The 18,827-nt window shown below is 65.7% G+C and carries 18 protein-coding genes; 14 read left to right on the top strand and 4 right to left on the bottom strand.

Annotated features, from left to right (window positions below):
- Positions 1-117: 117 nt before the first annotated feature.
- Both API01S_RS18370 and API01S_RS18365 read right to left on the bottom strand, forming a co-directional pair.
- Complete coding sequence (locus tag API01S_RS18370; protein WP_006217089.1) at positions 118-1,266, bottom strand: acyl-CoA dehydrogenase family protein; 1,149 nt, start codon at positions 1,264-1,266, stop codon at positions 118-120.
- Between the two features lie 48 nt (positions 1,267-1,314).
- Positions 1,315-1,938: a TetR/AcrR family transcriptional regulator gene (locus API01S_RS18365; RefSeq protein WP_006217088.1), complete on the bottom strand. Its 624-nt coding sequence runs from the start codon at positions 1,936-1,938 to the stop codon at positions 1,315-1,317.
- A gap of 220 nt (positions 1,939-2,158) precedes the next feature.
- Between API01S_RS18365 and API01S_RS18360 the strand changes: the two genes are divergently transcribed.
- Both API01S_RS18360 and API01S_RS18355 read left to right on the top strand, forming a co-directional pair.
- The gene (locus API01S_RS18360; protein ID WP_061305734.1) at positions 2,159-3,130 is read left to right on the top strand and encodes an NAD(P)H-dependent flavin oxidoreductase; all 972 of its coding nucleotides are present in this window, start codon (positions 2,159-2,161) and stop codon (positions 3,128-3,130) included.
- Positions 3,127-3,864: an enoyl-CoA hydratase-related protein gene (locus API01S_RS18355; RefSeq protein WP_050730545.1), complete on the top strand. Its 738-nt coding sequence runs from the start codon at positions 3,127-3,129 to the stop codon at positions 3,862-3,864. Before API01S_RS18360 ends, API01S_RS18355 begins: the two co-directional genes overlap by 4 nt.
- An 80-nt stretch (positions 3,865-3,944) precedes the next feature.
- Here the strand turns inward: API01S_RS18355 and API01S_RS18350 are convergent, their stop codons facing one another.
- Positions 3,945-4,778: an enoyl-CoA hydratase/isomerase family protein gene (locus API01S_RS18350; protein WP_006217085.1), complete on the bottom strand. Its 834-nt coding sequence runs from the start codon at positions 4,776-4,778 to the stop codon at positions 3,945-3,947.
- A 111-nt stretch (positions 4,779-4,889) separates the two neighbouring features.
- Here API01S_RS18350 and API01S_RS18345 point away from each other — a divergent pair, with 111 nt between their 5' ends.
- The 12 genes from API01S_RS18345 (at position 4,890) to dapD (ending at position 18,059) form a co-directional block, all read left to right on the top strand.
- Positions 4,890-5,750, top strand: coding sequence for an NAD(P)H-hydrate dehydratase (locus API01S_RS18345; RefSeq protein ID WP_050730544.1), 861 nt, complete (start codon positions 4,890-4,892; stop codon positions 5,748-5,750).
- Between the two features lie 121 nt (positions 5,751-5,871).
- A complete protein-coding gene (locus API01S_RS18340) occupies positions 5,872-6,105 on the top strand; it encodes a hypothetical protein (RefSeq protein ID WP_006217083.1) in 234 nt (77 codons plus the stop codon).
- Between the two features lie 405 nt (positions 6,106-6,510).
- Entirely contained in the window at positions 6,511-8,124 is a 1,614-nt protein-coding gene (locus API01S_RS18335) for an ABC transporter substrate-binding protein (protein WP_050730543.1), read from the top strand.
- A gap of 93 nt (positions 8,125-8,217) precedes the next feature.
- Positions 8,218-9,189: a M14 family metallopeptidase gene (locus tag API01S_RS18330; RefSeq protein WP_061305732.1), complete on the top strand. Its 972-nt coding sequence runs from the start codon at positions 8,218-8,220 to the stop codon at positions 9,187-9,189.
- A gap of 67 nt (positions 9,190-9,256) precedes the next feature.
- The gene (locus tag API01S_RS18325) at positions 9,257-10,888 is read left to right on the top strand and encodes an ABC transporter substrate-binding protein (protein WP_061305730.1); all 1,632 of its coding nucleotides are present in this window, start codon (positions 9,257-9,259) and stop codon (positions 10,886-10,888) included.
- Positions 10,889-10,934: 46 nt separating this feature from the next.
- Positions 10,935-11,912: an ABC transporter permease gene (locus tag API01S_RS18320; RefSeq protein WP_006217079.1), complete on the top strand. Its 978-nt coding sequence runs from the start codon at positions 10,935-10,937 to the stop codon at positions 11,910-11,912.
- A 6-nt stretch (positions 11,913-11,918) separates the two neighbouring features.
- Positions 11,919-12,836, top strand: coding sequence for an ABC transporter permease (locus API01S_RS18315; protein WP_006217078.1), 918 nt, complete (start codon positions 11,919-11,921; stop codon positions 12,834-12,836).
- A 46-nt stretch (positions 12,837-12,882) separates the two neighbouring features.
- The gene (locus API01S_RS18310; RefSeq protein WP_039882667.1) at positions 12,883-13,866 is read left to right on the top strand and encodes an ABC transporter ATP-binding protein; all 984 of its coding nucleotides are present in this window, start codon (positions 12,883-12,885) and stop codon (positions 13,864-13,866) included.
- Positions 13,863-14,873, top strand: coding sequence for an ABC transporter ATP-binding protein (locus API01S_RS18305; protein WP_006217076.1), 1,011 nt, complete (start codon positions 13,863-13,865; stop codon positions 14,871-14,873). Before API01S_RS18310 ends, API01S_RS18305 begins: the two co-directional genes overlap by 4 nt.
- Positions 14,873-15,778, top strand: a complete 906-nt coding sequence (locus API01S_RS18300) for an alpha/beta hydrolase family protein (RefSeq protein WP_006217075.1) — start codon at positions 14,873-14,875, stop codon at positions 15,776-15,778. Before API01S_RS18305 ends, API01S_RS18300 begins: the two co-directional genes overlap by 1 nt.
- 38 nt (positions 15,779-15,816) lie before the next feature.
- Positions 15,817-16,947, top strand: a complete 1,131-nt coding sequence (locus tag API01S_RS18295; protein ID WP_006217074.1) for a M20 family metallopeptidase — start codon at positions 15,817-15,819, stop codon at positions 16,945-16,947.
- 134 nt (positions 16,948-17,081) lie between these two features.
- Complete coding sequence (dapD, locus tag API01S_RS18290; RefSeq protein ID WP_050730540.1) at positions 17,082-18,059, top strand: 2,3,4,5-tetrahydropyridine-2,6-dicarboxylate N-succinyltransferase; 978 nt, start codon at positions 17,082-17,084, stop codon at positions 18,057-18,059.
- 134 nt (positions 18,060-18,193) lie between these two features.
- Here dapD and API01S_RS18285 read toward each other — a convergent pair whose 3' ends face one another.
- Entirely contained in the window at positions 18,194-18,814 is a 621-nt protein-coding gene (locus API01S_RS18285; RefSeq protein ID WP_061305728.1) for a hypothetical protein, read from the bottom strand.
- Positions 18,815-18,827: the final 13 nt, after the last annotated feature.

Here is an 18,827-nt window from a genome sequence, read left to right as displayed (position 1 = left end):
CAGGCCGCCAGCGCGTCATACCCGGACGCGGACCGTTAGGGTCGCGCCCGCAGCACCATTCGTCAATCCGGATATTAGCTGTTTGGACACTCTCGCCGGATTTCAAACGAAAAACGCTCAGGAATGCGCCTTGATCGTTTCGCGGGCGATCACCAACTGCTGGATCTGCGAGGTGCCTTCAAAGATGCGGAACAAGCGCACGTCGCGGTAGAAGCGTTCGACGGCATATTCAGACATGTAGCCCGCGCCGCCATGGATCTGCACGGCGCGGTCGGCCACGCGGCCCACCATTTCGGTCGAGTACAGCTTGCAGCACGCGGCCTGCATGGTCGTGTTCTCGCCGCGATCGCGCATGCGGGCGGCGTCCAGCACCATGCAGCGGGCCGCGTAGAGCTCGGCCTGGCTGTCGGCGATCATGGCCTGGATCAACTGGAATTCGGCGATGGGCTGGCCAAACTGCTTGCGCTCCAGCGCGTACTTGACCGCGTCGGACAGCAGGCGCTCGGCAATGCCGACGCACAGCGCCGAGATATGCAGGCGGCCTTTGTCCAGCACGCGCATCGAGGTGCGAAAGCCGTTGCCCTCTTCGCCGCCCAGCAACGCGCTGGCCGGGACGCGGCAGTTGTCGAACACCACGTCGCTGGTCAACGCGCCGGCCTGGCCCATCTTCTTGTCGGGCTTGCCGATGATGAGGCCGGGCGTGCCCGCTTCGACCAGGAAGCACGAAATGGAATTGGCGCGGCGTTCGGGCGCGGTGCGCGCCATGACCGAGAACAGGCCGGCGATGGGCGCGTTGGTGATGTAGCGCTTGGTGCCATTGAGCACGTAGCTGTCGCCATCGCGTTCGGCCGACAGGCGCAGCGCCATGGCGTCGGAGCCTGCGTCCGGCTCGGTCAGCGCGAACGAGCCGATCAGCTCGCCGCTGGCCAGCTTGGGCAGATACTGCGCGCGCTGTTCGTCCGTGCCCGCCAACACGATGGCCTGCGAGCCGATGCCGATGTTGGTGCCGGCCAGCGAACGGAACGCGGGCGAGGTCTGGCCCAGTTCGAACACCACGCGCACTTCCTCTTCCATCGTCAGGCCCAAGCCGCCGAAGTCCGGCGAAATGGACAAGCCGAACAGCCCCAGATCGCGCATTTCGTTGACGATGTCGGGTGGCACCTGGCCGCTGGTGGCCAGTTCATCTTCGGCGGGAATCAGGCGTTCGTGCACGAAGCGGTGCACGGCGTCCAGCAACAGGTTCAGGGTTTCGGTGTCGAGGGCCATGGTGCGAGTCTCAAAAAATAAGCAGGGCAGATTGCGGACGGCGGCGCATCAGGCGCGCATGCCGCCGACCAATAAATCGAAATAACCAGCGGCGATGGCCTGGGCGCTGTCGCCCTGACCGGGCTTGTACCAGCGCACCATCCAATTGAGCATGGACAGCACGGCGCGGCCCGTTGCAGCCACGTCCAGCGAGCGGAACACGCCTTGTTCGACGCCCTGCGCGATGATTTCGCGCAGGCGCTTTTCATAGCCGTCGCGCAGCCGGGCGGCGTCTTCGCGTTCGGGCAGCGCCATGCCGGAATAGCCGATCAGCATCGTGACGAATTCGGCATGGTGCTGTTCGAAATAGCGCGCGTGGCCGACCATGAAAGCCTGCAAGCGGGCGGCGGCGCCCTGGGCGGCGGCCACTTCCTGACCCACGCTTTGGGTCAGGCCGTTCAACACGCCCAGGATGATGGCGTCGTAGATGTCCTGCTTGGTGGTGTAGTAGTGATAGATGGCGGCCTTGGACACGCCGATGGCGGCGGCCAGATCCGCGACCGAGCTGCCGTCATAACCGCTTTGGGCGAAGAGCTTGGCGGCTTCTTCCAGAATGCGTTCGCGCGGCGCCGCCAGCGTGGGGGGCCGGCCAGCGCGGGCGCGTTTCTGGGCAGGGGGGGCAACGGTAGCCATGACAGCCTTTGGGTGGCCGCGACGAGCCCGCGCGCAAGGTGATTGCCCTGCATTGACAGCGGTTCGGCGCATGCCGTTAAATAAAGATTAATTAATTACCGGACGGTCGGTAGGTAATTATAGGCACATCCGCCTTTTGGGCTCAACCTTGTTTTTCAACGGCCCGCCTGCGCGCGGACGAGCCTGCTCTGGACTGACCTGGACACAACGCGACGACGCTATGCCCCACTCTCTCGTGACAGATTTGTATGGCCAGATGTCCCTGCCGGTCATCAGCGCCCCGATGTTCATCGTCTCAAACCCACAACTGGTGATCGCGCAGTGCACAAGCGGCATCGTGGGTTCGTTCCCCGCGCTGAACGCGCGCCCCCAAAGCCTGCTGACCGATTGGCTGGACGAAGTCCAGGCCGGGCTGGCCGCATATCGTGAAGCCAACCCGGGCGCGGCCGTGGCGCCGTTTGCCGTCAATCAGATCATCCACCAGTCCAACGACCGGCTGGAGCAAGACCTGGCCGTGTGTGCGAGCCATCGCGTGCCGCTGATCATCACCAGCCTGCGCGCGCCGGGCGACCTGGTCAAAGGCGTCCACGACTGGGGCGGCAAGGTTTTCCACGACGTCACCACGCTGCGCCACGCCGAAAAGGCGCTGGAAGCGGGCGTCGATGGTTTGATCCTGGTCTGCGCGGGCGCGGGCGGCCACGCGGGCACGTTGAGCCCGTTTGCGCTGCTGTCGGAAGTGCGCCGGTTCTATGACGGCCCGCTGATCCTGTCGGGCGCCATCACGTCCGGCGCGCACGTGCTGGCTGCGCTGGCCATGGGCGCCGACTTCGCCTATATGGGCACGCGCTTCATCGCCAGCCAGGAAGCCAACGCCAGCGAAGGGTACAAATCCGCCATCGTTGAGGCCAGCGCGTCCGACATTCTGTACACCCCGTTCTTTACCGGCATTCCCGGCAACTACCTGAAAGCCAGCATCACCGCGTCGGGGCTGGATCCCGCCAACCTGCCCCAACCCGACAGCGGCGCGTCCAACTTCGGATCGTCGCGCGTCAAGCCCTGGAAAGACATCTGGGGCGCTGGCCAGGGCGTGGGCGGCATCGCCAGCGTGCTGCCCACGCGGCAGATCGTGGAGACGCTGCGCCGCGAATACGCGGAGGCCAAGGCGCAACTGGCCGGCAGGTCATTCGCATGAGCGCGGGGCTGATAGTCCACCGCGAAGGCGCGGTGCTGACGCTCACCATCGACCGCCAGGATCGACGCAACGCGCTGGACACCGCGATCTACGCCGCGCTGACCGAGCAGCTGTCGCTGGCCAGCGCCGACCAGGCGGTGTCGGCGGTGATCCTCACGGGTGCGGGCCCGCACTTCACGGCCGGCAACGACCTGCGTGACTTCCAGGCGGAACGGGGCGCGGGCGACAGCGCGGGCCTGACGTTCCTGCGAGCCTTGTCCACAGCCGAAGTGCCCGTGATAGCCGCCGTCGAAGGCTACGCAATCGGCATCGGCGTGACCCTGCTCCAGCATTGCGACTTTGTTCATATTGGCGAAGGCGCCACACTGCGCATGCCGTTCGTGGCGCTGGGCCTGTGCCCGGAAGGCGCGTCCAGCCTGCTGCTGCCGCGCCTGGCTGGCCGGCGCGCGGCAGAATGGCTGTTGCAGGGCAAGGCGTTCTCCGCCGAAGAGGCTCGCGATGCGGGCCTGGCCACGTCGGTCACGCCCACCGGACAGGCGCTGGCCGCCGCCCAGGCCACCGCCGCTGACCTGGCGCGCCAGCCGCCCGCCGCCTTGCGCTTGACCAAGGCCATGATGAAGCGCGCGGATCGCCACGCCATCCAGGAAACGCTGGACTACGAAGCCCAGCAATTCCGTGCCCGTCTGCAATCGGAAGAAGCGCAGGCGGCATTCGCCAAGTTCTTCAAGAAATAGCGAACGCCGCGCTCGGCCATGCCGCGTTGGCACGGCTGGGCGCGCCGCCTTTCAAGCCGCTGCTGGATTGGATAACGCGGTCAGAAAGGCGAATCGGGGCGGAAATTCGGCGCGCGGCGCTCGCGCAAGGACTGAATCCCTTCTTTCACGTCCGGGCCGCCGAAGCCCATGAATTCCAGCGCCAGCGACGTATCGAAACTGGGCCCCGCCATGCGCAGCCAGTTGTTCAGCGAATATTTGGTCCAGCGAATCGCGGTCTGCGAGCCGGCCGCCAGCTTGTTGGCCACCTCGAACGCGCGCGAAATCAGTTCGGCCTCGTCCACGCACAGGGACACGAGCCCAATGCGTTCGGCCTCTTCGCCCGTCACGGTTTCGCACAGCATCAGGTAGTACTTGGCCTTGGCCATGCCGCACAACAGCGGCCAGACGATGGCGGCGTGATCGCCCGCCGTTACGCCCAGGCGGGTGTGGCCGTCGATGATGCGGGCGTCGCGGGCTGCGATCGAGATGTCCGCCAGCAAGCCCGCCACCAGTCCGGCCCCGACCGCCGCGCCGTGCATGGCCGACACGATGGGCTTGTTGCAGTTGATGATGTTGTAGACCAGGTCGCGCGCTTCTCGCCAGACGCGGGTGCGCACGTCGAAATCGTCGGCCATCTGCTGCACCAGTTCCAGGTCGCCGCCACCGGAAAAGCCCTTGCCTTCGCCTCGGATGACGACCACGCGGGTATCCGGGTCGGTGTCGATGTCGCGCCAGATGTCGGCCAGTTCGCGGTGCATGCGGTCATCCGCCGTGGACAGCTTGCCGGGCTTGCCGCCCTTGGCGCCCATGATCACCTCCAGCACGCCGCCGGGATGCCGGCGCAGCTTCAGGGATTCGTAGGCTGAATAGTGTTGCAGCGTGATATCGGTCATTGTCTACTCCGCGTGGTCTGGGGCGGCCGGGCATTCGATCCGGCGTGTTTTTGCGCACTATAGTGGATACGCGCACGTCCCCCCGCCGCTTGCCACCAGGAGCCTCAGCCCATGAACACCCACGCCCCGACCGCCGGCGCGCCCATCGACCGCGCCAGCCTGCCCGCCCTCTTCGCCCCCCGCGAGCCGGACACACATAAGGGCAGCTTCGGCACGGTCGGCGTGGTGGGCGGAGGCCCCGGCATGACCGGCGCCGCATTGCTGGCGGCCCGCGCCGCCCTGAAAACGGGCGCGGGCAAGGTCCTCGTCGGATTCGCCCAGGAAGCCTCGCCCATGGCCTGCGACCCGCAACAACCCGAATTGATGCTGCGCGACGCCCGCTCTTTGCTGGACACCGACTGGGGGGTCAGCGCCTGGGTGGCCGGCTGCGGCATCGGCACCGGGGCGCTGGCGGCCAACGCCCTGTCCGAGCTATTCGTCCTGCGCAAGCAAACGCCATTGGTGCTGGACGCCGATGGCCTGAATCTGCTGTCCACGGGCGACATCCAAGCCAATTGGGGGCCCGGGCCCGTCGTGCTGACGCCCCATCCGGCCGAAGCCGCGCGCCTGCTGGGCGTCTCGGCTGCCCAGGTCCAGGCCGACCGGCCCGACGCCGCCTGGCGATTGGCGCAGCGCTTTCAGTGCTGGGTCGTACTGAAGGGAGCCGGCACGGTGGTCTGCCATCCCGCGTCGGGCCTGCGGATCAACACCAGCGGCAATCCCGGCCTGGCCACGGCCGGAACCGGCGACGTCCTGGCCGGCATGCTGGGATCTCTGCTGGCGCAGAAACTGCCCTTGGAGCAGGCCGTGCCGGGCGCCGTCTGGCTGCATGGAGCGGCGGCGGACGCGCTGGTCGCACGGGGAATCGGCCCTATCGGCCTGACCGCGTCCGAGCTTGCGGATGCGGCGCGCGCCCTGCGCAATGGGCGCTAAGTCCCCGTCAAATAAACATTTTTACAACATACTAGGGTTTTCCCTAAAACAAGCATTGCGCTCGCCCTAGGGTTATCCCTATAATGGTTTTCACCAAGACGAAACGGACTGGAGAAAGACCATGAGCCAACTGACCCTGAATAGCACTGCCCGCCTGACCGACGCGCTGGAGCGCGACCTGCTGCGCGGCGCCCTCGAAAATCAACCGAATTCCCACCCGCTGACCAGCCTGAAGAAGGCCGGCCAAGCCGTGATCGCCGCTGTCGCCAGCGTGTTTGCCTTCATCGACGAAGTTAACGAATCGATGAACAAGGCCCGCGCCGCCAGCTCGCGCTTCTCCGGCTCGCAGTGGTAAGAACAGCCGCGCTGGGCTGAAACCGCGACGATCTCCCGCGGTTTCGCCCGGCGCGCTGTCGTCCTACGGCCCGCTTGCTTGCAAGCGCCCCGGCGACGAGTACCTGGCGCCTTCCCTCACGGGCGCCTTCGCGCCGCGCCGGTCCCCGTGTTGTTAACGGGGACCCCCGCGACGCCCCCTTTGGCCATCGCGCCACCCCCTCTTCTCGGCGTTTTCCCTAGCGCCTTATTCGCCGTTGTTCATTGACAGCGCGCGAAGCCCCTATCGATAATCGGCCCCTTGCCGTCGTGCCAGGCGCCAATCCGTCCCCCATCGCCCGATGCTGCCGACAACTCGTGTCGGCATCGGTCCGGGTGGTTTATGCGCAGGCACGATCCGGTTCGTTATTCCTCCGGAGTTGTCACCATGAAGTTGCGCACCACCCTGGCCCTTGTGGCCGCCGCCATTCCCCTGGCAGCCGCCCAAGCCCAGACGCTGAAGATCGGCCTGTCGGCCGAACCCACTTCGGCGGACCCCCACTATCACAAGATGACGCAGAACGACGCGTTCTCCGCGCACGTCTACAGTTCGCTGGTGGGCCGCAGCGCCGACATGAAGCTGACGCCTCAGCTGGCCAAGTCCTGGAAGAACCTGGACGATCTGACCTGGGAATTCAAGCTGCGCGACGACGTCAAGTTCTCGAACGGCAAGCCATTCACGTCCGAAGACGTGCTGTTCACGATCTGCCGCACGCTGAACAACGAAACCAACGTGTCGCAGTCCTACATGGACATGACCAAGCGCATCACCGACGTGCAAACGCCCGATGCGCACACCGTCATCATCAAGACCGGCGAGCCCTTCCCGCTGATGCCTGCCGAGCTGGCCCGCTCGCTGCCCATCGTCTGGAACGGCATCGTCGAGCACGGCAAGCTGACGTTCGACCCCAAGAAGGGTTGCGGCGTGACGGGCGCCTGGCCCACGGTTGCCGACTTCAACAATGGCAAGGACGCCATCGGCACTGGCCCCTATACCCTGAAGTCCTACGTGAAGGGCACCGGCATCGAGCTGGTCCGCAACGAGAACTACTGGGGCGAGAAGCCTTACTGGAAGGAAGTGAAGTTCGTGCCCGTGCCGTCCGCCGGCCCGCGCCTGACCGGCCTGTTGTCCGGCGACTTCGACATGATCGAAAACCCGGCCGCCCGCGACCTGCCGCGCCTGAAGGACAACCCCAAGTTCGGTTTCGTGGCCACCCCGTCCACCCGCCTGGTGTTCTTCCAGCCTGACGTGGGCCGCAACCCGAGCCCGTTCGTCAAGAGCGCCGACGGCAAGAACCCGCTGCAGGACCTGCGCGTGCGCAAGGCCATTTCGATGGCCATCGACCGCAAGACCATCACCGCCCGCATCATGGACGGCATGGCCACCCCGGCTTACCAGTTCATGCCCGACGGCATGTTCGGCGCGCTGCCCAAGGCTCCGGAAATCAAGTACGACCCGGAAGGCGCCAAGAAGCTGTTGGCCGAAGCCGGCTACCCGAATGGCTTTGAAATGACGCTGTCGTCCACCAACGACCGCTACGTCAACGACGGCCAGATCGCCCAGGCCGTGGCGCAATACTTGGCCCGCGTCGGCATCAAGACCAACGTTGACGCCATGACGGCATCCATCTATTTCCCCAAGCGCGCCAAGCGCGAGTTCAGCTTCTCGATGGGCGGCTGGCCGGCGGAAACGGGTGAAGCCTCGGCCCTGTTCCAACTGTGGGTTGCATCCCTGGATTCGCCCAACAGCCTGGGCACCAGCAACTACGGCGGCTTTTCCAACGCGGATTTCGATAAGGTCTACAAGCAGGCCATCGTGACCGTGGACCCGGCCAAGCGCGAAAAGCTGCTGCAGGAATCCACCCAGATCGCCCTGGACAACGTGCCGCTGATCCCGCTGCACTTCGAAAGCAGCATCTGGGCCTTCCGCAAGGGCATCACCTACGAAGGCCGTCGCGACCAGTACACCCTGGCGACGTCCGTCACGCCTGAAAAGAAGTGATCCACCGCGTCTGAACGAAAAAACGGCTGCCCCGAGCAGCCGTTTTTTTTGGTCGGATACCCTATACAATTCCCCCGCTTCATCGGAGTTCCCATGCCCACGCCTACCCCCGCGCCCCGTCCGCGCCCTTTTCTTTTAGCCTGTCCGGATCTGTCGGCCGAACGCTTGGGCAATACGGATACGCCTGGCGTCTGGCATTTCGACTCCGGCGTGCCGGGCAAGCGCGTCATGTTGAGCGCGCTGATCCACGGCAACGAGCTGTGCGGCGCCTGGGCCTTGAAGGAAGCGCTGACGGCAGGGCTGCGCCCCCGCCGTGGCTCGCTGACGCTGGCCTTCTGCAATCTGGCGGCGTTCGACCGCTTCGATTCCAACAACTACGCACCCGCGCGCTTTGTCGATGAAGACATGAATCGCGTCTGGAGCGACGACAAGCTGACCGTGCCGATTTCGCAGGAACGCCGGCGCGCCGCCCAGATCCGTCCGTGGGTTGAACAGTCCGACTGGTTGCTGGACTTTCATTCCATGAGCAATTCCGACGTGCCGCTGCAACTGACCGGCATGGAACAACGCAATATCGATCTGGCCCTGGCCCTGGGCAACCCCGCCACCATCATCGCGGACGCGGGCCATGCGGCCGGCGTGCGCATGCGCGACTACGGCCGCTTTGGCGAGCCCGGCGACAACGGCACGCGCTCTCTGCTGATCGAATGCGGCTTCCATGGCGCGCCCGAAGCGCGCGGCGTCGCCGTAGACCAGATGGCCCGTTTCCTGCTCGAATCGGGCACCGTGGACCCAGACGACATCCCCGCCGGCTGGATCGAACCCGCCGCGTCGGTCCAACGCGCATTGCGCGTCACCCACGCCGTTGCCGCCAAAAGCGCCGACTTCCGTTTCGCCGAGCCCTGGAAGGGGCTGGAAACGCTGGCCACCGCAGGCACGGTCATCGGCTGGTCCGAAGGCGAGCCGGTCGTCACCCCCTATGACAACTGCGTGCTGATCATGCCGTCCACCGCCAACCTGCGGCCCGGTGTGACGGTCGTACGGTTGGCGCAGCCCATCGTCTGATTTCGCAAGAACGCGCGGCGCCCACAAAGAGGCGCCGCCGTATACATCCAAAACAATAAGGGAAAGCATGTCCATCCAGGTATCTACCCGCAGCGCAGTACTCGCCTTGGCCTGTACCCTGGCCGCCGCCCCCGCCGCCATGGCGCAGGCGCCGGCCACGCTGAAGATCGGCCTGTCGTCCGAACCGACCTCGATGGACCCGCACTACCATCAGGCCACGCCGAACGACGCGATGACCTCGCACCTGTTCGAAACGCTGGTGGGGCAGGACGCCAAGATGGACCTGATTCCGCGCCTGGCCACGGGCTGGAAGGCGCTGGATGACACGACGTGGGAATTCGCGTTGCGCGAAGGCGCCAAGTTTTCCAACGGCCAGCCCTTCACCGCCCAGGACGTGATCTTCACGTTCTGCCGCGTGATGAACAACGAGCAGGCGATTGGCGGTTCTTACCCAGCGATCGTGCAGAAATTTGCCGACGTGCAGGTGCAAGATGGCAACAAGCTGATCATCAAGACCCGCAAGCCCTACCCGCTGCTGCCCAATGACCTGACCCGCACGGCGATCCTCTGGAGCGGCATCGTGCAGCACGGCCCGATTACGTTCGACCTGGCCAACAAGTGCGGCGTGACCGGCCCCTGGCCCACCGTCGCCGACTTCAATGGCGGCCGCGACGTGATCGGCACCGGCCCCTATACGTTGAAGTCCTACGTGAAAGGCACGGCCATCGAATTGACACGCAACGAAGGCTACTGGGGCGACAAGCCGGCCTGGAGCGAGGTCAAGCTGGTGCCCGTGCCGGCCGCCGGCCCGCGCCTGACCGGCCTGTTGGCCGGCGACTTCGACCTGATCGAAAACCCCGCCGCGCGCGACGTGAAGCGCATTTCGGAAACCCCGGGCTTCGGCCACGTGATCACCCCGTCCGTGCGCGTGGTGTATTTCCAGTTCGATGTGGCCCGCAGCCCCAGCCCGACCGTCAAGGCCGCCGACGGCAAAAACCCCTTGCAAGACGTGCGGGTGCGTCGCGCCATCTCGATGGCGATCGACCGCAAGACCATAGCCGCTCGTATCATGGACGGCGCCGCCACGCCCGCCAACCAGTTCCTGCCCGACGGCATGTTCGGCACGCTGCGCCATCCGCCCGAGCTGAAATACGACCCCGAAGGCGCCAAGAAACTGCTGGCCGAAGCCGGCTATCCGAACGGCTTCGAGCTGACCATTTCGTCCACCAACGACCGCTACATCAACGACGCCCAGATCTCGCAAGCCGTGGCGCAGTACCTGTCGCGCGTGGGCATCAAGACCACCGTCGACGCGATGACGCGCTCGGTGTACTTCCCCAAGCGCGCCAAACGCGAATTCAGTTTTGCGATGGGCGGCTGGTCGTCGGAAACGGGCGAAGCCTCGTCCTTCCTACAATACTGGGTTACCCGGTTCGATAAAGAGCACGGCCTGGGCACCAGCAACTACGGCGGTTACGAGAACCCCGAGTTCGACGAGGTGTTCAAGCGCGCGCTGGTGACCGTGGACCCGGCCGAGCGGGAAAAGCTGCTGCAACAGTCCCTGACGATTGCGCTGGCCGACCTGCCCAGCATTCCCCTGCACTTTGAAAGCAGCATCTGGGCGTTCAAGAAGGGACTGGTCTACGAAGGCCGTGCCGATCAATACACCCTGGCCATGTCGGCCAAACCCGCCAAGTAAACACGCGGCGCCAAGAAACCCCTGAGCCCACCAAGGAAATCATCACGTGGCCTTGTTCATCCTGCGCAGACTGATACAGAGTCTGTTCGTACTGCTGGCCGTTTCGGTCGTGGTCTTCTTCGCGGTGTATGCCGTGGGCGATCCGATCGAACTGCTCGTCAGCCCCGAAGCCAGCCAGGCCGCCCGCGAGGCGATGATCGCCCGCCTGGGCCTGGACCTGCCCGTGTGGCAGCAATACACGGGTTTCCTGTGGCGCGCGCTGCACGGCGACCTGGGCACGTCCTTCGTGCACGGCATCCCGGCCATCGAACTCATCGTGCAACGCATTCCCGCCACGTTCGAGCTGGTCATCGTGGCCATCATGCTGACCTGTGTGATCGGCATTCCGCTGGGCCTGGTCGCCGGCCTGTACCGCGACGAATACCTGGGTCGCGGCATCATGGCCTCGTCGGTGCTGGGCTTTTCGCTGCCCAACTTCTGGCAAGGCATGATGCTGATCCTGCTGTTCGCCGTCTGGCTGGGCTGGCTGCCGGCCACGGGGCGCGGCGACACCGTCACCGTCCTGGGCGTGCGCCTGTCGATCCTGACCGCCGATGGCTGGTCGCACCTGATCATGCCGGCCGTCAACCTGGCGCTGGCCAACATCGCGCTGGTGTTGCGCCTGACCGCCTCGGGCGTGGTCGAGGCACGCAGCCAGGACTACGTGAAATTCGCGCGCGCCAAGGGCGTCAAGCCCGGCCGCATCGTACGCCGCCACATCCTGCGCAACATCCTGATCCCGGTCGTGACCGTGATCGGCATGGAGTTCGGCAGCCTGATCGCCTATTCCACCATCACCGAAACCGTGTTCGCGTGGCCCGGCATGGGCAAGCTGCTGATCGACAGCGTCTACCAGCTGGACCGCCCCGTCGTGGTCGCCTACGTGATGCTGGTCACCCTGATCTTCGTGGTCATCAACCTGGTTGTGGACATCCTGTACGCCGCGCTCGACCCGCGTGTGCAGCTGGTGGCCCCCGCTCAATAATCCGCCATGGCTAATCCTCCCAATCCCGGCCGCACCCGCACCGTCCAGCCCCTGGCCGAGACACCGCAGCGCGCCTCCATCCTGAAGAAACTGCACGCGCGCCCGACGGTGCGCGGCTCCGTGATCGCGCTGGCCATCCTGGTGATCCTGGTGGTCTTCGCGCCCTACTTCGCGCCGCAGAACCCTTACGACCTGGCCAATCTGTCGCTGCTGGACGGCCGCTTGGCGCCGCGCCAGGCGCTGATGGACGGCAGCATCGCGTGGCTGGGCACCGATGACCAGGGCCGCGACATGCTCAGTGCCATCCTGTATGGCCTGCGCATCAGCCTGATGGTGGGCCTGTCGGCCGTGGTGCTGGCCACCGCGATCGGCGGCACCATCGGCCTGATCGCCGCCTATGTGGGCGGCCTGGTCGACACGATCCTCATGCGTATCGTCGATTTCATCCTGGGCTTTCCCACCATACTCGTGGCGCTGGTGCTGCTGGTGGTGCTGGGGCGCGGCGTGGACAAGGTGATCCTGGCGCTGGTGCTGGTGCAGTGGGGCCACTATGCCCGCATCATGCGCAGCCGCGCGCTACAGGAACGCCGCAAGGAATACGTGGAAGCGGCCGCCAACCTGGGCTATCCCGCGTGGCGCATCATGATGTTCCATCTGCTGCCCAACTGCCTGGGCCCCGTCATGGTGTTCGCCACCATCCAGATCGCAACCGCGATCGCGCTGGAAGCAACCCTGTCGTTCCTGGGCGTCGGCGTGCCGATCACCGAACCGTCGCTGGGACTGCTGATCTCCAACGGCTTCCAATACCTGCTGTCGGGCGATTACTGGATCAGCCTGTTCCCGGGCATCGCGCTGCTGGTGCTGATCCTTTCCATCAACATCGTGGGCGACCGCCTGCGTGAAGCCCTGGACCCGAAGCGATGACGCGCCCCCTCGACGCAAGCCGCGCGTGGCGCAATGGACAACTGAAATGAGCGACGTACTTCTTGATGTGCGCGGCCTGCGCACCGCATTCCATACCGAAGCCGGCGCGTGGCTGGCGGTCGACGGCGTCGACCTGACCGTGCGCCGGGGTGAAATCGTCGGCCTGGTCGGCGAATCCGGTTCCGGCAAATCCGTGACCGGCTTCTCGTTGCTGGGACTGATCGACCCGCCCGGGGAAGTGGTCGACGGCGAAGTGAAGTTCAAAGGCACTGACCTGCGCAAGCTCACGGAAGAGCAGATGCGCCAGCTGCGCGGCAACCGCATCGCCATGATCTTCCAAGATCCGCTGATGACGCTGAACCCGGTGCTGCGCATCGGCGAACAGATGATGGAAGCGATCCTCACGCATGAAAATGTGTCGCGCGCCGAAGCCGAGGAACGCTGCCGCGAGGCGCTGGCGATGGTAGGTATTCCGTCGCCCGAGAAGCGCTTGAAGAGCTATCCGCACGAATTCTCCGGCGGCATGCGCCAGCGCGTGGCGATTGCCATCGCCATGCTGAACAAGCCCGATCTCATCATCTGCGACGAGCCCACGACCGCGCTGGATGTCACCATCCAGGGCCAGATTCTCTACCGCATGCAAGAGATCTGCCGCGAGCACAATACCGCGCTCATCTGGATCACCCACGATCTGGGCGTGGTGGCCGAACTGGCCGACCGCGTCGCCGTCATGTATGCCGGCCGCATTGTTGAAAGCGGCCCGGTGGAGCAGGTGCTGGCCGCGCCGCGCCACCCCTACACCAGGGGGCTGCTCGATTCGATGCCCGGCGCCACCCAGCCCGGCGCGCGCCTGCACCAGATCAACGGCATGGCGCCCAGCCTGGCGGGCCGCCCCTCGGGCTGTGCGTTCCGGCCGCGTTGCCCCAAGGCGATCACGCGCTGCACCGAACAAGCCCCCTCCGTCACCAACGAAGGTCCGCGCAGCTACCGCTGTTACGTGCCGATAGCCCGCGAGGCACAGCAAGCATGAGCCAAGCCGATACTCCCGTCATCGAGCTCAAGAACGTCCACAAGCGATTCGAACAGCGCCCCGATCTGGCCCAGCGCATCCTGGCCCTGACCGGCCGCCCGCTGGACCGCCGCACGGTGTATGCCGTGAACGGCGTGGACCTGTCCATCAAACGCGGCGAAGTGGTCGGCCTGGTTGGCGAATCCGGTTGCGGCAAGTCGACCCTGGGCCGCGTCGTGGCCGGCCTGCATCGCCAGACCGAAGGCGAGCTGCTGTATCAGGGCCGCGATGCCGTGCGCCTGCGCGGCGCGGACAAGCTGGCCTATACGCTGGGCGTGCAGATGATCTTCCAGGATCCGCAAGCCTCGCTGAACCCGCGCCAGCGCCTGCGCCAGATTCTTGGCGAATCGCTCAAGGTCCACAAGCTGGCGCCGCCCGCCGACATCCCGGCGCGCATCGACCAGGCCCTGAAGGAAGTGGGCCTGGACCCCGAATACCGCGACCGCTTTCCGCACCAGATCTCGGGCGGCCAGCGCCAACGCATCGGCATCGCCCGCGCGCTGATGGTGGCGCCCAAGTTCCTGGTCTGCGACGAACCCGTAGCCGCGCTGGACGTGTCGATCCAGGCGCAGGTGATCAACCTGTTCATGGACCTGCGCGAGCAGCACGGCTTCACCTACCTGTTCATCAGCCATGACCTGGGCGTGGTCAAGCACATCTCGGACCGCGTCGCGATCATGTACCTGGGCAAGATCGTCGAGATCTCGACGTCGGCCGAAATCTTCGCGCGCGCCAATCACCCCTACACTCAAGCGCTGATGGCCGAGGTGCCGGACGTGGGACGCCGTGGCCGTAAATTCACGCCGATCAAGGGCGAGATTCCGTCGCCGCTGAACCCGCCCTCCGGCTGCACGTTCAACCCCCGTTGCCCCCACGCCATGCCGCGTTGCCGCGAGCAGGCGCCGGTCCTGAAAGAAATCTCGGCAGGCCACTGGTCGGCCTGTCACCTGAACGAAGCGAGCGCCTGATGAAACCCTCTGATATGTCCAACGTGGACCGCATCGCCATCGAAATGGGCCATGCGGGCCGCAACACCATCCAGTACATCGACGAAGACCGCAATTCGGATCGTCCCTTCAAGCTGCAAACGTATCGCCCGTATGGCTACACGCCCGACCGCCCGGTCGTCATCGTGCAGCACGGCGTGTTGCGCAATGGCGACGAGTACCGCGACTTCTGGGTCGAAGCGGCCGACAAGCACAAGCTGCTGATCGTGGCGCTGACGTTCTCCAACGAGATCTGGCCCGGCGTGGAAAGCTACAACAATGGCCGCGTGTTCTCGGCTGGCGGCAACCCGCGCCACATCGACGGCTGGACCTACGCGCTGGTGGGCAACGTCATCAAGGACATGATCGAAGGTGAAATCACAGACGGTCAGAACGTCTATCTGTTCGGCCACTCGGCCGGCGGCCAGTTCGTGCACCGCTTGATGAGCAGCCAGTCGCACGCGCCGTTCAAGGCCGTGACGGCCGGCAACCCGGGCTGGTACACGCTGCCCACGTTCGACTATCCGTTCCCCGAAGGCATGGACGGAGTCGGCCTGACCGAAGACCATCTGGTCAAGCTGCTGGCCTACCCCATGACGATCCTGGCGGGCGATCAGGACATCGCCACGGACGACCCCAACCTGCCCGCCGAGCCCGCCGCCATGCGCCAGGGCCCGCACCGCTACGCACGCGCGCAGAACTACTACGAGTTCGGCAAGCGCGAGGCCGAGCGGCGTGGCGTGCCGTTCGGCTGGACGCTGCAAGTGGTGCCCGGCATCGGCCATGATGGCCGCGCCATGTCGGCCGTCTGCGCCAGCCTGTGGTTCGACGGCAAGATGCCCGACGCCGCCGAACTGGCCCGCCTGGCCGGCCAGCAGGTCGCCTGATCGCTTCCCCTTCCCCCTCGCTGAACACCGATACCGCCATGTCCAACACCCAAAGCACTGAACAGATCGTCGCCGGCATCCAGAGCTGGCTGCAATGCGAGTCGCCGTCGAACTACCCCGACGGCATCGCCGCCATGGCGCGCATCATCGCCGACTACGCGGCCGCCGCGGGCTTGACGGTAGAGCTGTCGTCGCTGGGCCCCACCACGGGCCCGCTGCTGTACGCCACCAACCGCGCGCCCGGCGACACCCGCCCGGGCATTCTGATCCTGGCGCACATGGACACGGTGCACCCGGTGGGCACCCTGCTTGAGAACCCCGTGCGCATCGACGGCGACCGCCTCTACGGCCCGGGCAGCTACGACATGAAGGCAGGCATCTACCTGGCCCTGACCGCGCTGGCCGGCGTGGCGCGCCCCGGCGCGACGCAACTGCCGGTGGACTTCCTGGTGGTGCCCGACGAAGAAACGGGCAGCCATGCGTCGCGCGTGCACATCGAACGCTTCGCCGCCAACGCCAAGTACGCGCTGGTCTGCGAACCGGCCCGCCCGAACGGCGGCAAGTGCGTGACCGCGCGCAAGGGTACGGGGATGCTGAACCTGAACGTGAAGGGCCGCCCGGCGCACGCCGGCATGCAGCACGAAAAGGGCCGCAGCGCGATCCGCGAAATGGCGCATCAGGTGCTGGCGCTGGAAGCCATGACCGACTACGACCGTGGCATCACGGTCAGCGTGGGCACGATTGCCGGCGGCACGGTCACCAACACGGTGCCGGCGCTGTGCCGCTGCGTGGTCGACTTCCGCGTCCCCGACATGGGCGCGGCTGAAGACGTGTTGCGCCGCATGCGCGAACTGTGCGCGGTGGGACCGGATGTGGAACTGGACATCGACGTCGAGCTGAACCGTCCGCCGATGGTCAAGACCGAAGCGGCCGCCGCGCTGCTGGCATTGGTGCAAGGCTATGCGGACCGCGCCGGCTTCCTGCTGGAAGACGCCCCCATGACCGGTGGCGGCAGCGACGCGAACTTCACGTCCGCGATGGGCATCCCGACGCTCGACGGCCTGGGCGCCGACGGTGACGGCGCACACACGCTGAACGAATACATCCTGGTGTCCACGCTTGAGCAGCGCCTGAAATTCTGGGAATTGCTGTTGCGCGAATTGGCCTAGAATTTCCAGGCTTGCCGGATGCTGGCGCGGGGTTCAAGCCTCGGCCGGCATCCAGTTTCTTCTTCGCCGTTCTCAACTCGCGCAATGCGATTGCGCGATTTTCTCCTGTCCCTTTCCGCCCAGACACCTACGCCATGTCCGTCGCTCCTGACAGCGCCATCGCCTACGGTCTTGCCACGCTTGCAGCCGACGGCTCCGTTCTTGATACCTGGTACCCGCGCCCGTCGCTGGCCGACAACACACCAGCGGGCGGCACGCGCCGCCTGACGCCCGAGGAAGCGCGCGCGGCGCTGGGCGAACACGTGTCCACTGCGCTCGTGCGCGACACGCGCCGCAAGGTCGACATCGTCGCGGTCCGCACCGCCATCGCCTCGCTGGCCGCGCCGCCCGCCGACGCGCATGACGCCTATCTGCGCCTGCATCTGCTCAGTCACCGCCTGATCCGGCCACACGAGGCCAATCTGGACGGCCTGTTCGGCGTGCTGTCCAACGTGGCCTGGACGTCGGTGGGGCCCTGCGCGGTCGATCAGGTCGACGCCTTGCGCTGGCAGTTGCGCGCCACCGGCCAGACGCTGGAGATACGCGGCGTGGACAAGATCCCGCGCATGACCGATTACGTCGTGCCCAGCGGCGTGCGCATCGCCGACACGGCGCGCGTGCGGCTGGGCGCTTACCTGTCGGCCGGCACGACCGTGCTGCACGAAGGCTTCTGCAATTTCAACGCCGGCACGCTGGGCGCCTCGATGGTCGAAGGCCGCATCAGCGCGGGCGTCATCGTCGATGACGGCAGCGATATCGGCGGCGGCGCGTCGATCATGGGCACGATGTCGGGCGGCGGCAAACAAGTGGTGTCCATCGGCAAGCGTTGCCTGCTGGGTGCGAACTCGGGCGTGGGCATTTCGCTGGGCGACGATTGCGTGGTGGAAGCCGGCTGCTACATCACGGCCGGCACGCGCGTGCTGACGCCCGAAGGCCAGGTGGTGAAGGCCGCCACGCTGGCGGGCCGGCACGGCCTGTTGTTCCGCCGCAATTCGCAGACGGGCGCGGTCGAAGCCCTGGTGCGCACGACGGCGTGGGGCACGTTGAATCCCGCACTGCACGCGGGGCACTGATACGCGGGTCTTGCATCGCGCAATATGCAAAAGGGCCGCTCGTCTGACGATGGCGGCCCTTCTTCATTGCAGATCAAGCGCGCCCGTTACGCCGCTTGAGGCGGTGCTATCCACACCGCTTGGGGCGTTGCCCCTCAGGCGTATTCCGCCGTCTGCCCCAACTGGTCGTACACCAGATTGACCAGCAGGTCCGAGCTGAGGATGCGCGTGGCCACGCACGAAAACACCGTCTTGCCGCTGTCGTCTTGCAGGCTGATGGTTTCGGTCCAGTCGTTCAGGTCGATACGCTGCAACGACTCAAAAGGCCAGGTGGCGCCGTCGATATGCAGGCCTTCAGCCGACAGGGCCAATTCCCGCGTTTGCAAGGCGGGGAAATCACCGGACTCGATATACCGGAACACAACGCGCTCGCCGTTGGCGATCAACGCTTCCAGCACGGGCAGGCGCTGCGCGACGTAGCGCGAGCGGAAGGCATCCATGAACTGGGCGAAGTCGCTGACGTCGCCGGACACGATGGTCCAGTCTTGCGTCGCGCGCGCACGGTAAGCAAATTGGTTGATCGGACCTGCCGTAGCGCCCGCTTCGGCGGGGAACAGGCAAAGATCCAGGACATCCGCGAAAGCGGTGTAGTTGCGCGCGTCGCCCTGTTGGCAGACCACGCCCTTGTCATGCAATTCAAAGCGAACCGGGGCGCTCCCCGTGTGCGTAAACACCGCCAATGCGTCTGAGACCTGCGGGTTTTTGCTATCTGTCATGCAACTTCCTTAT

Source organism: Achromobacter piechaudii NBRC 102461 (assembly GCF_001571245.1).
GTDB classification, from domain to species: Bacteria; Pseudomonadota; Gammaproteobacteria; order Burkholderiales; family Burkholderiaceae_B; genus Achromobacter; species Achromobacter piechaudii.
Note: the sequence above shows the minus strand (reverse complement) of the source record. Positions and strands in the feature narration are given on the sequence as shown.

Excerpts from the sequence above, each read along its gene's own strand:
- API01S_RS18365 (WP_006217088.1), bottom strand. The coding sequence starts at position 1,938 with ATGGCTACCGTTGCCCCCCCTGCCCAGAAACGCGCCCGCGCTGGCCGG.
- API01S_RS18360 (WP_061305734.1), top strand. The coding sequence starts at position 2,159 with ATGCCCCACTCTCTCGTGACAGATTTGTATGGCCAGATGTCCCTGCCG.
- API01S_RS18310 (WP_039882667.1), top strand. The coding sequence starts at position 12,883 with ATGAGCGACGTACTTCTTGATGTGCGCGGCCTGCGCACCGCATTCCAT.
- API01S_RS18345 (WP_050730544.1), top strand. The coding sequence starts at position 4,890 with ATGAACACCCACGCCCCGACCGCCGGCGCGCCCATCGACCGCGCCAGC.
- API01S_RS18315 (WP_006217078.1), top strand. The coding sequence starts at position 11,919 with ATGGCTAATCCTCCCAATCCCGGCCGCACCCGCACCGTCCAGCCCCTG.
- API01S_RS18300 (WP_006217075.1), top strand. The coding sequence starts at position 14,873 with ATGAAACCCTCTGATATGTCCAACGTGGACCGCATCGCCATCGAAATG.
- API01S_RS18330 (WP_061305732.1), top strand. The coding sequence starts at position 8,218 with ATGCCCACGCCTACCCCCGCGCCCCGTCCGCGCCCTTTTCTTTTAGCC.
- API01S_RS18350 (WP_006217085.1), bottom strand. The coding sequence starts at position 4,778 with ATGACCGATATCACGCTGCAACACTATTCAGCCTACGAATCCCTGAAG.
- API01S_RS18305 (WP_006217076.1), top strand. The coding sequence starts at position 13,863 with ATGAGCCAAGCCGATACTCCCGTCATCGAGCTCAAGAACGTCCACAAG.
- dapD (WP_050730540.1), top strand. The coding sequence starts at position 17,082 with ATGTCCGTCGCTCCTGACAGCGCCATCGCCTACGGTCTTGCCACGCTT.
- API01S_RS18370 (WP_006217089.1), bottom strand. The coding sequence starts at position 1,266 with ATGGCCCTCGACACCGAAACCCTGAACCTGTTGCTGGACGCCGTGCAC.
- API01S_RS18355 (WP_050730545.1), top strand. The coding sequence starts at position 3,127 with ATGAGCGCGGGGCTGATAGTCCACCGCGAAGGCGCGGTGCTGACGCTC.
- API01S_RS18295 (WP_006217074.1), top strand. The coding sequence starts at position 15,817 with ATGTCCAACACCCAAAGCACTGAACAGATCGTCGCCGGCATCCAGAGC.
- API01S_RS18335 (WP_050730543.1), top strand. The coding sequence starts at position 6,511 with ATGAAGTTGCGCACCACCCTGGCCCTTGTGGCCGCCGCCATTCCCCTG.
- API01S_RS18285 (WP_061305728.1), bottom strand. The coding sequence starts at position 18,814 with ATGACAGATAGCAAAAACCCGCAGGTCTCAGACGCATTGGCGGTGTTT.
- API01S_RS18340 (WP_006217083.1), top strand. The coding sequence starts at position 5,872 with ATGAGCCAACTGACCCTGAATAGCACTGCCCGCCTGACCGACGCGCTG.
- API01S_RS18325 (WP_061305730.1), top strand. The coding sequence starts at position 9,257 with ATGTCCATCCAGGTATCTACCCGCAGCGCAGTACTCGCCTTGGCCTGT.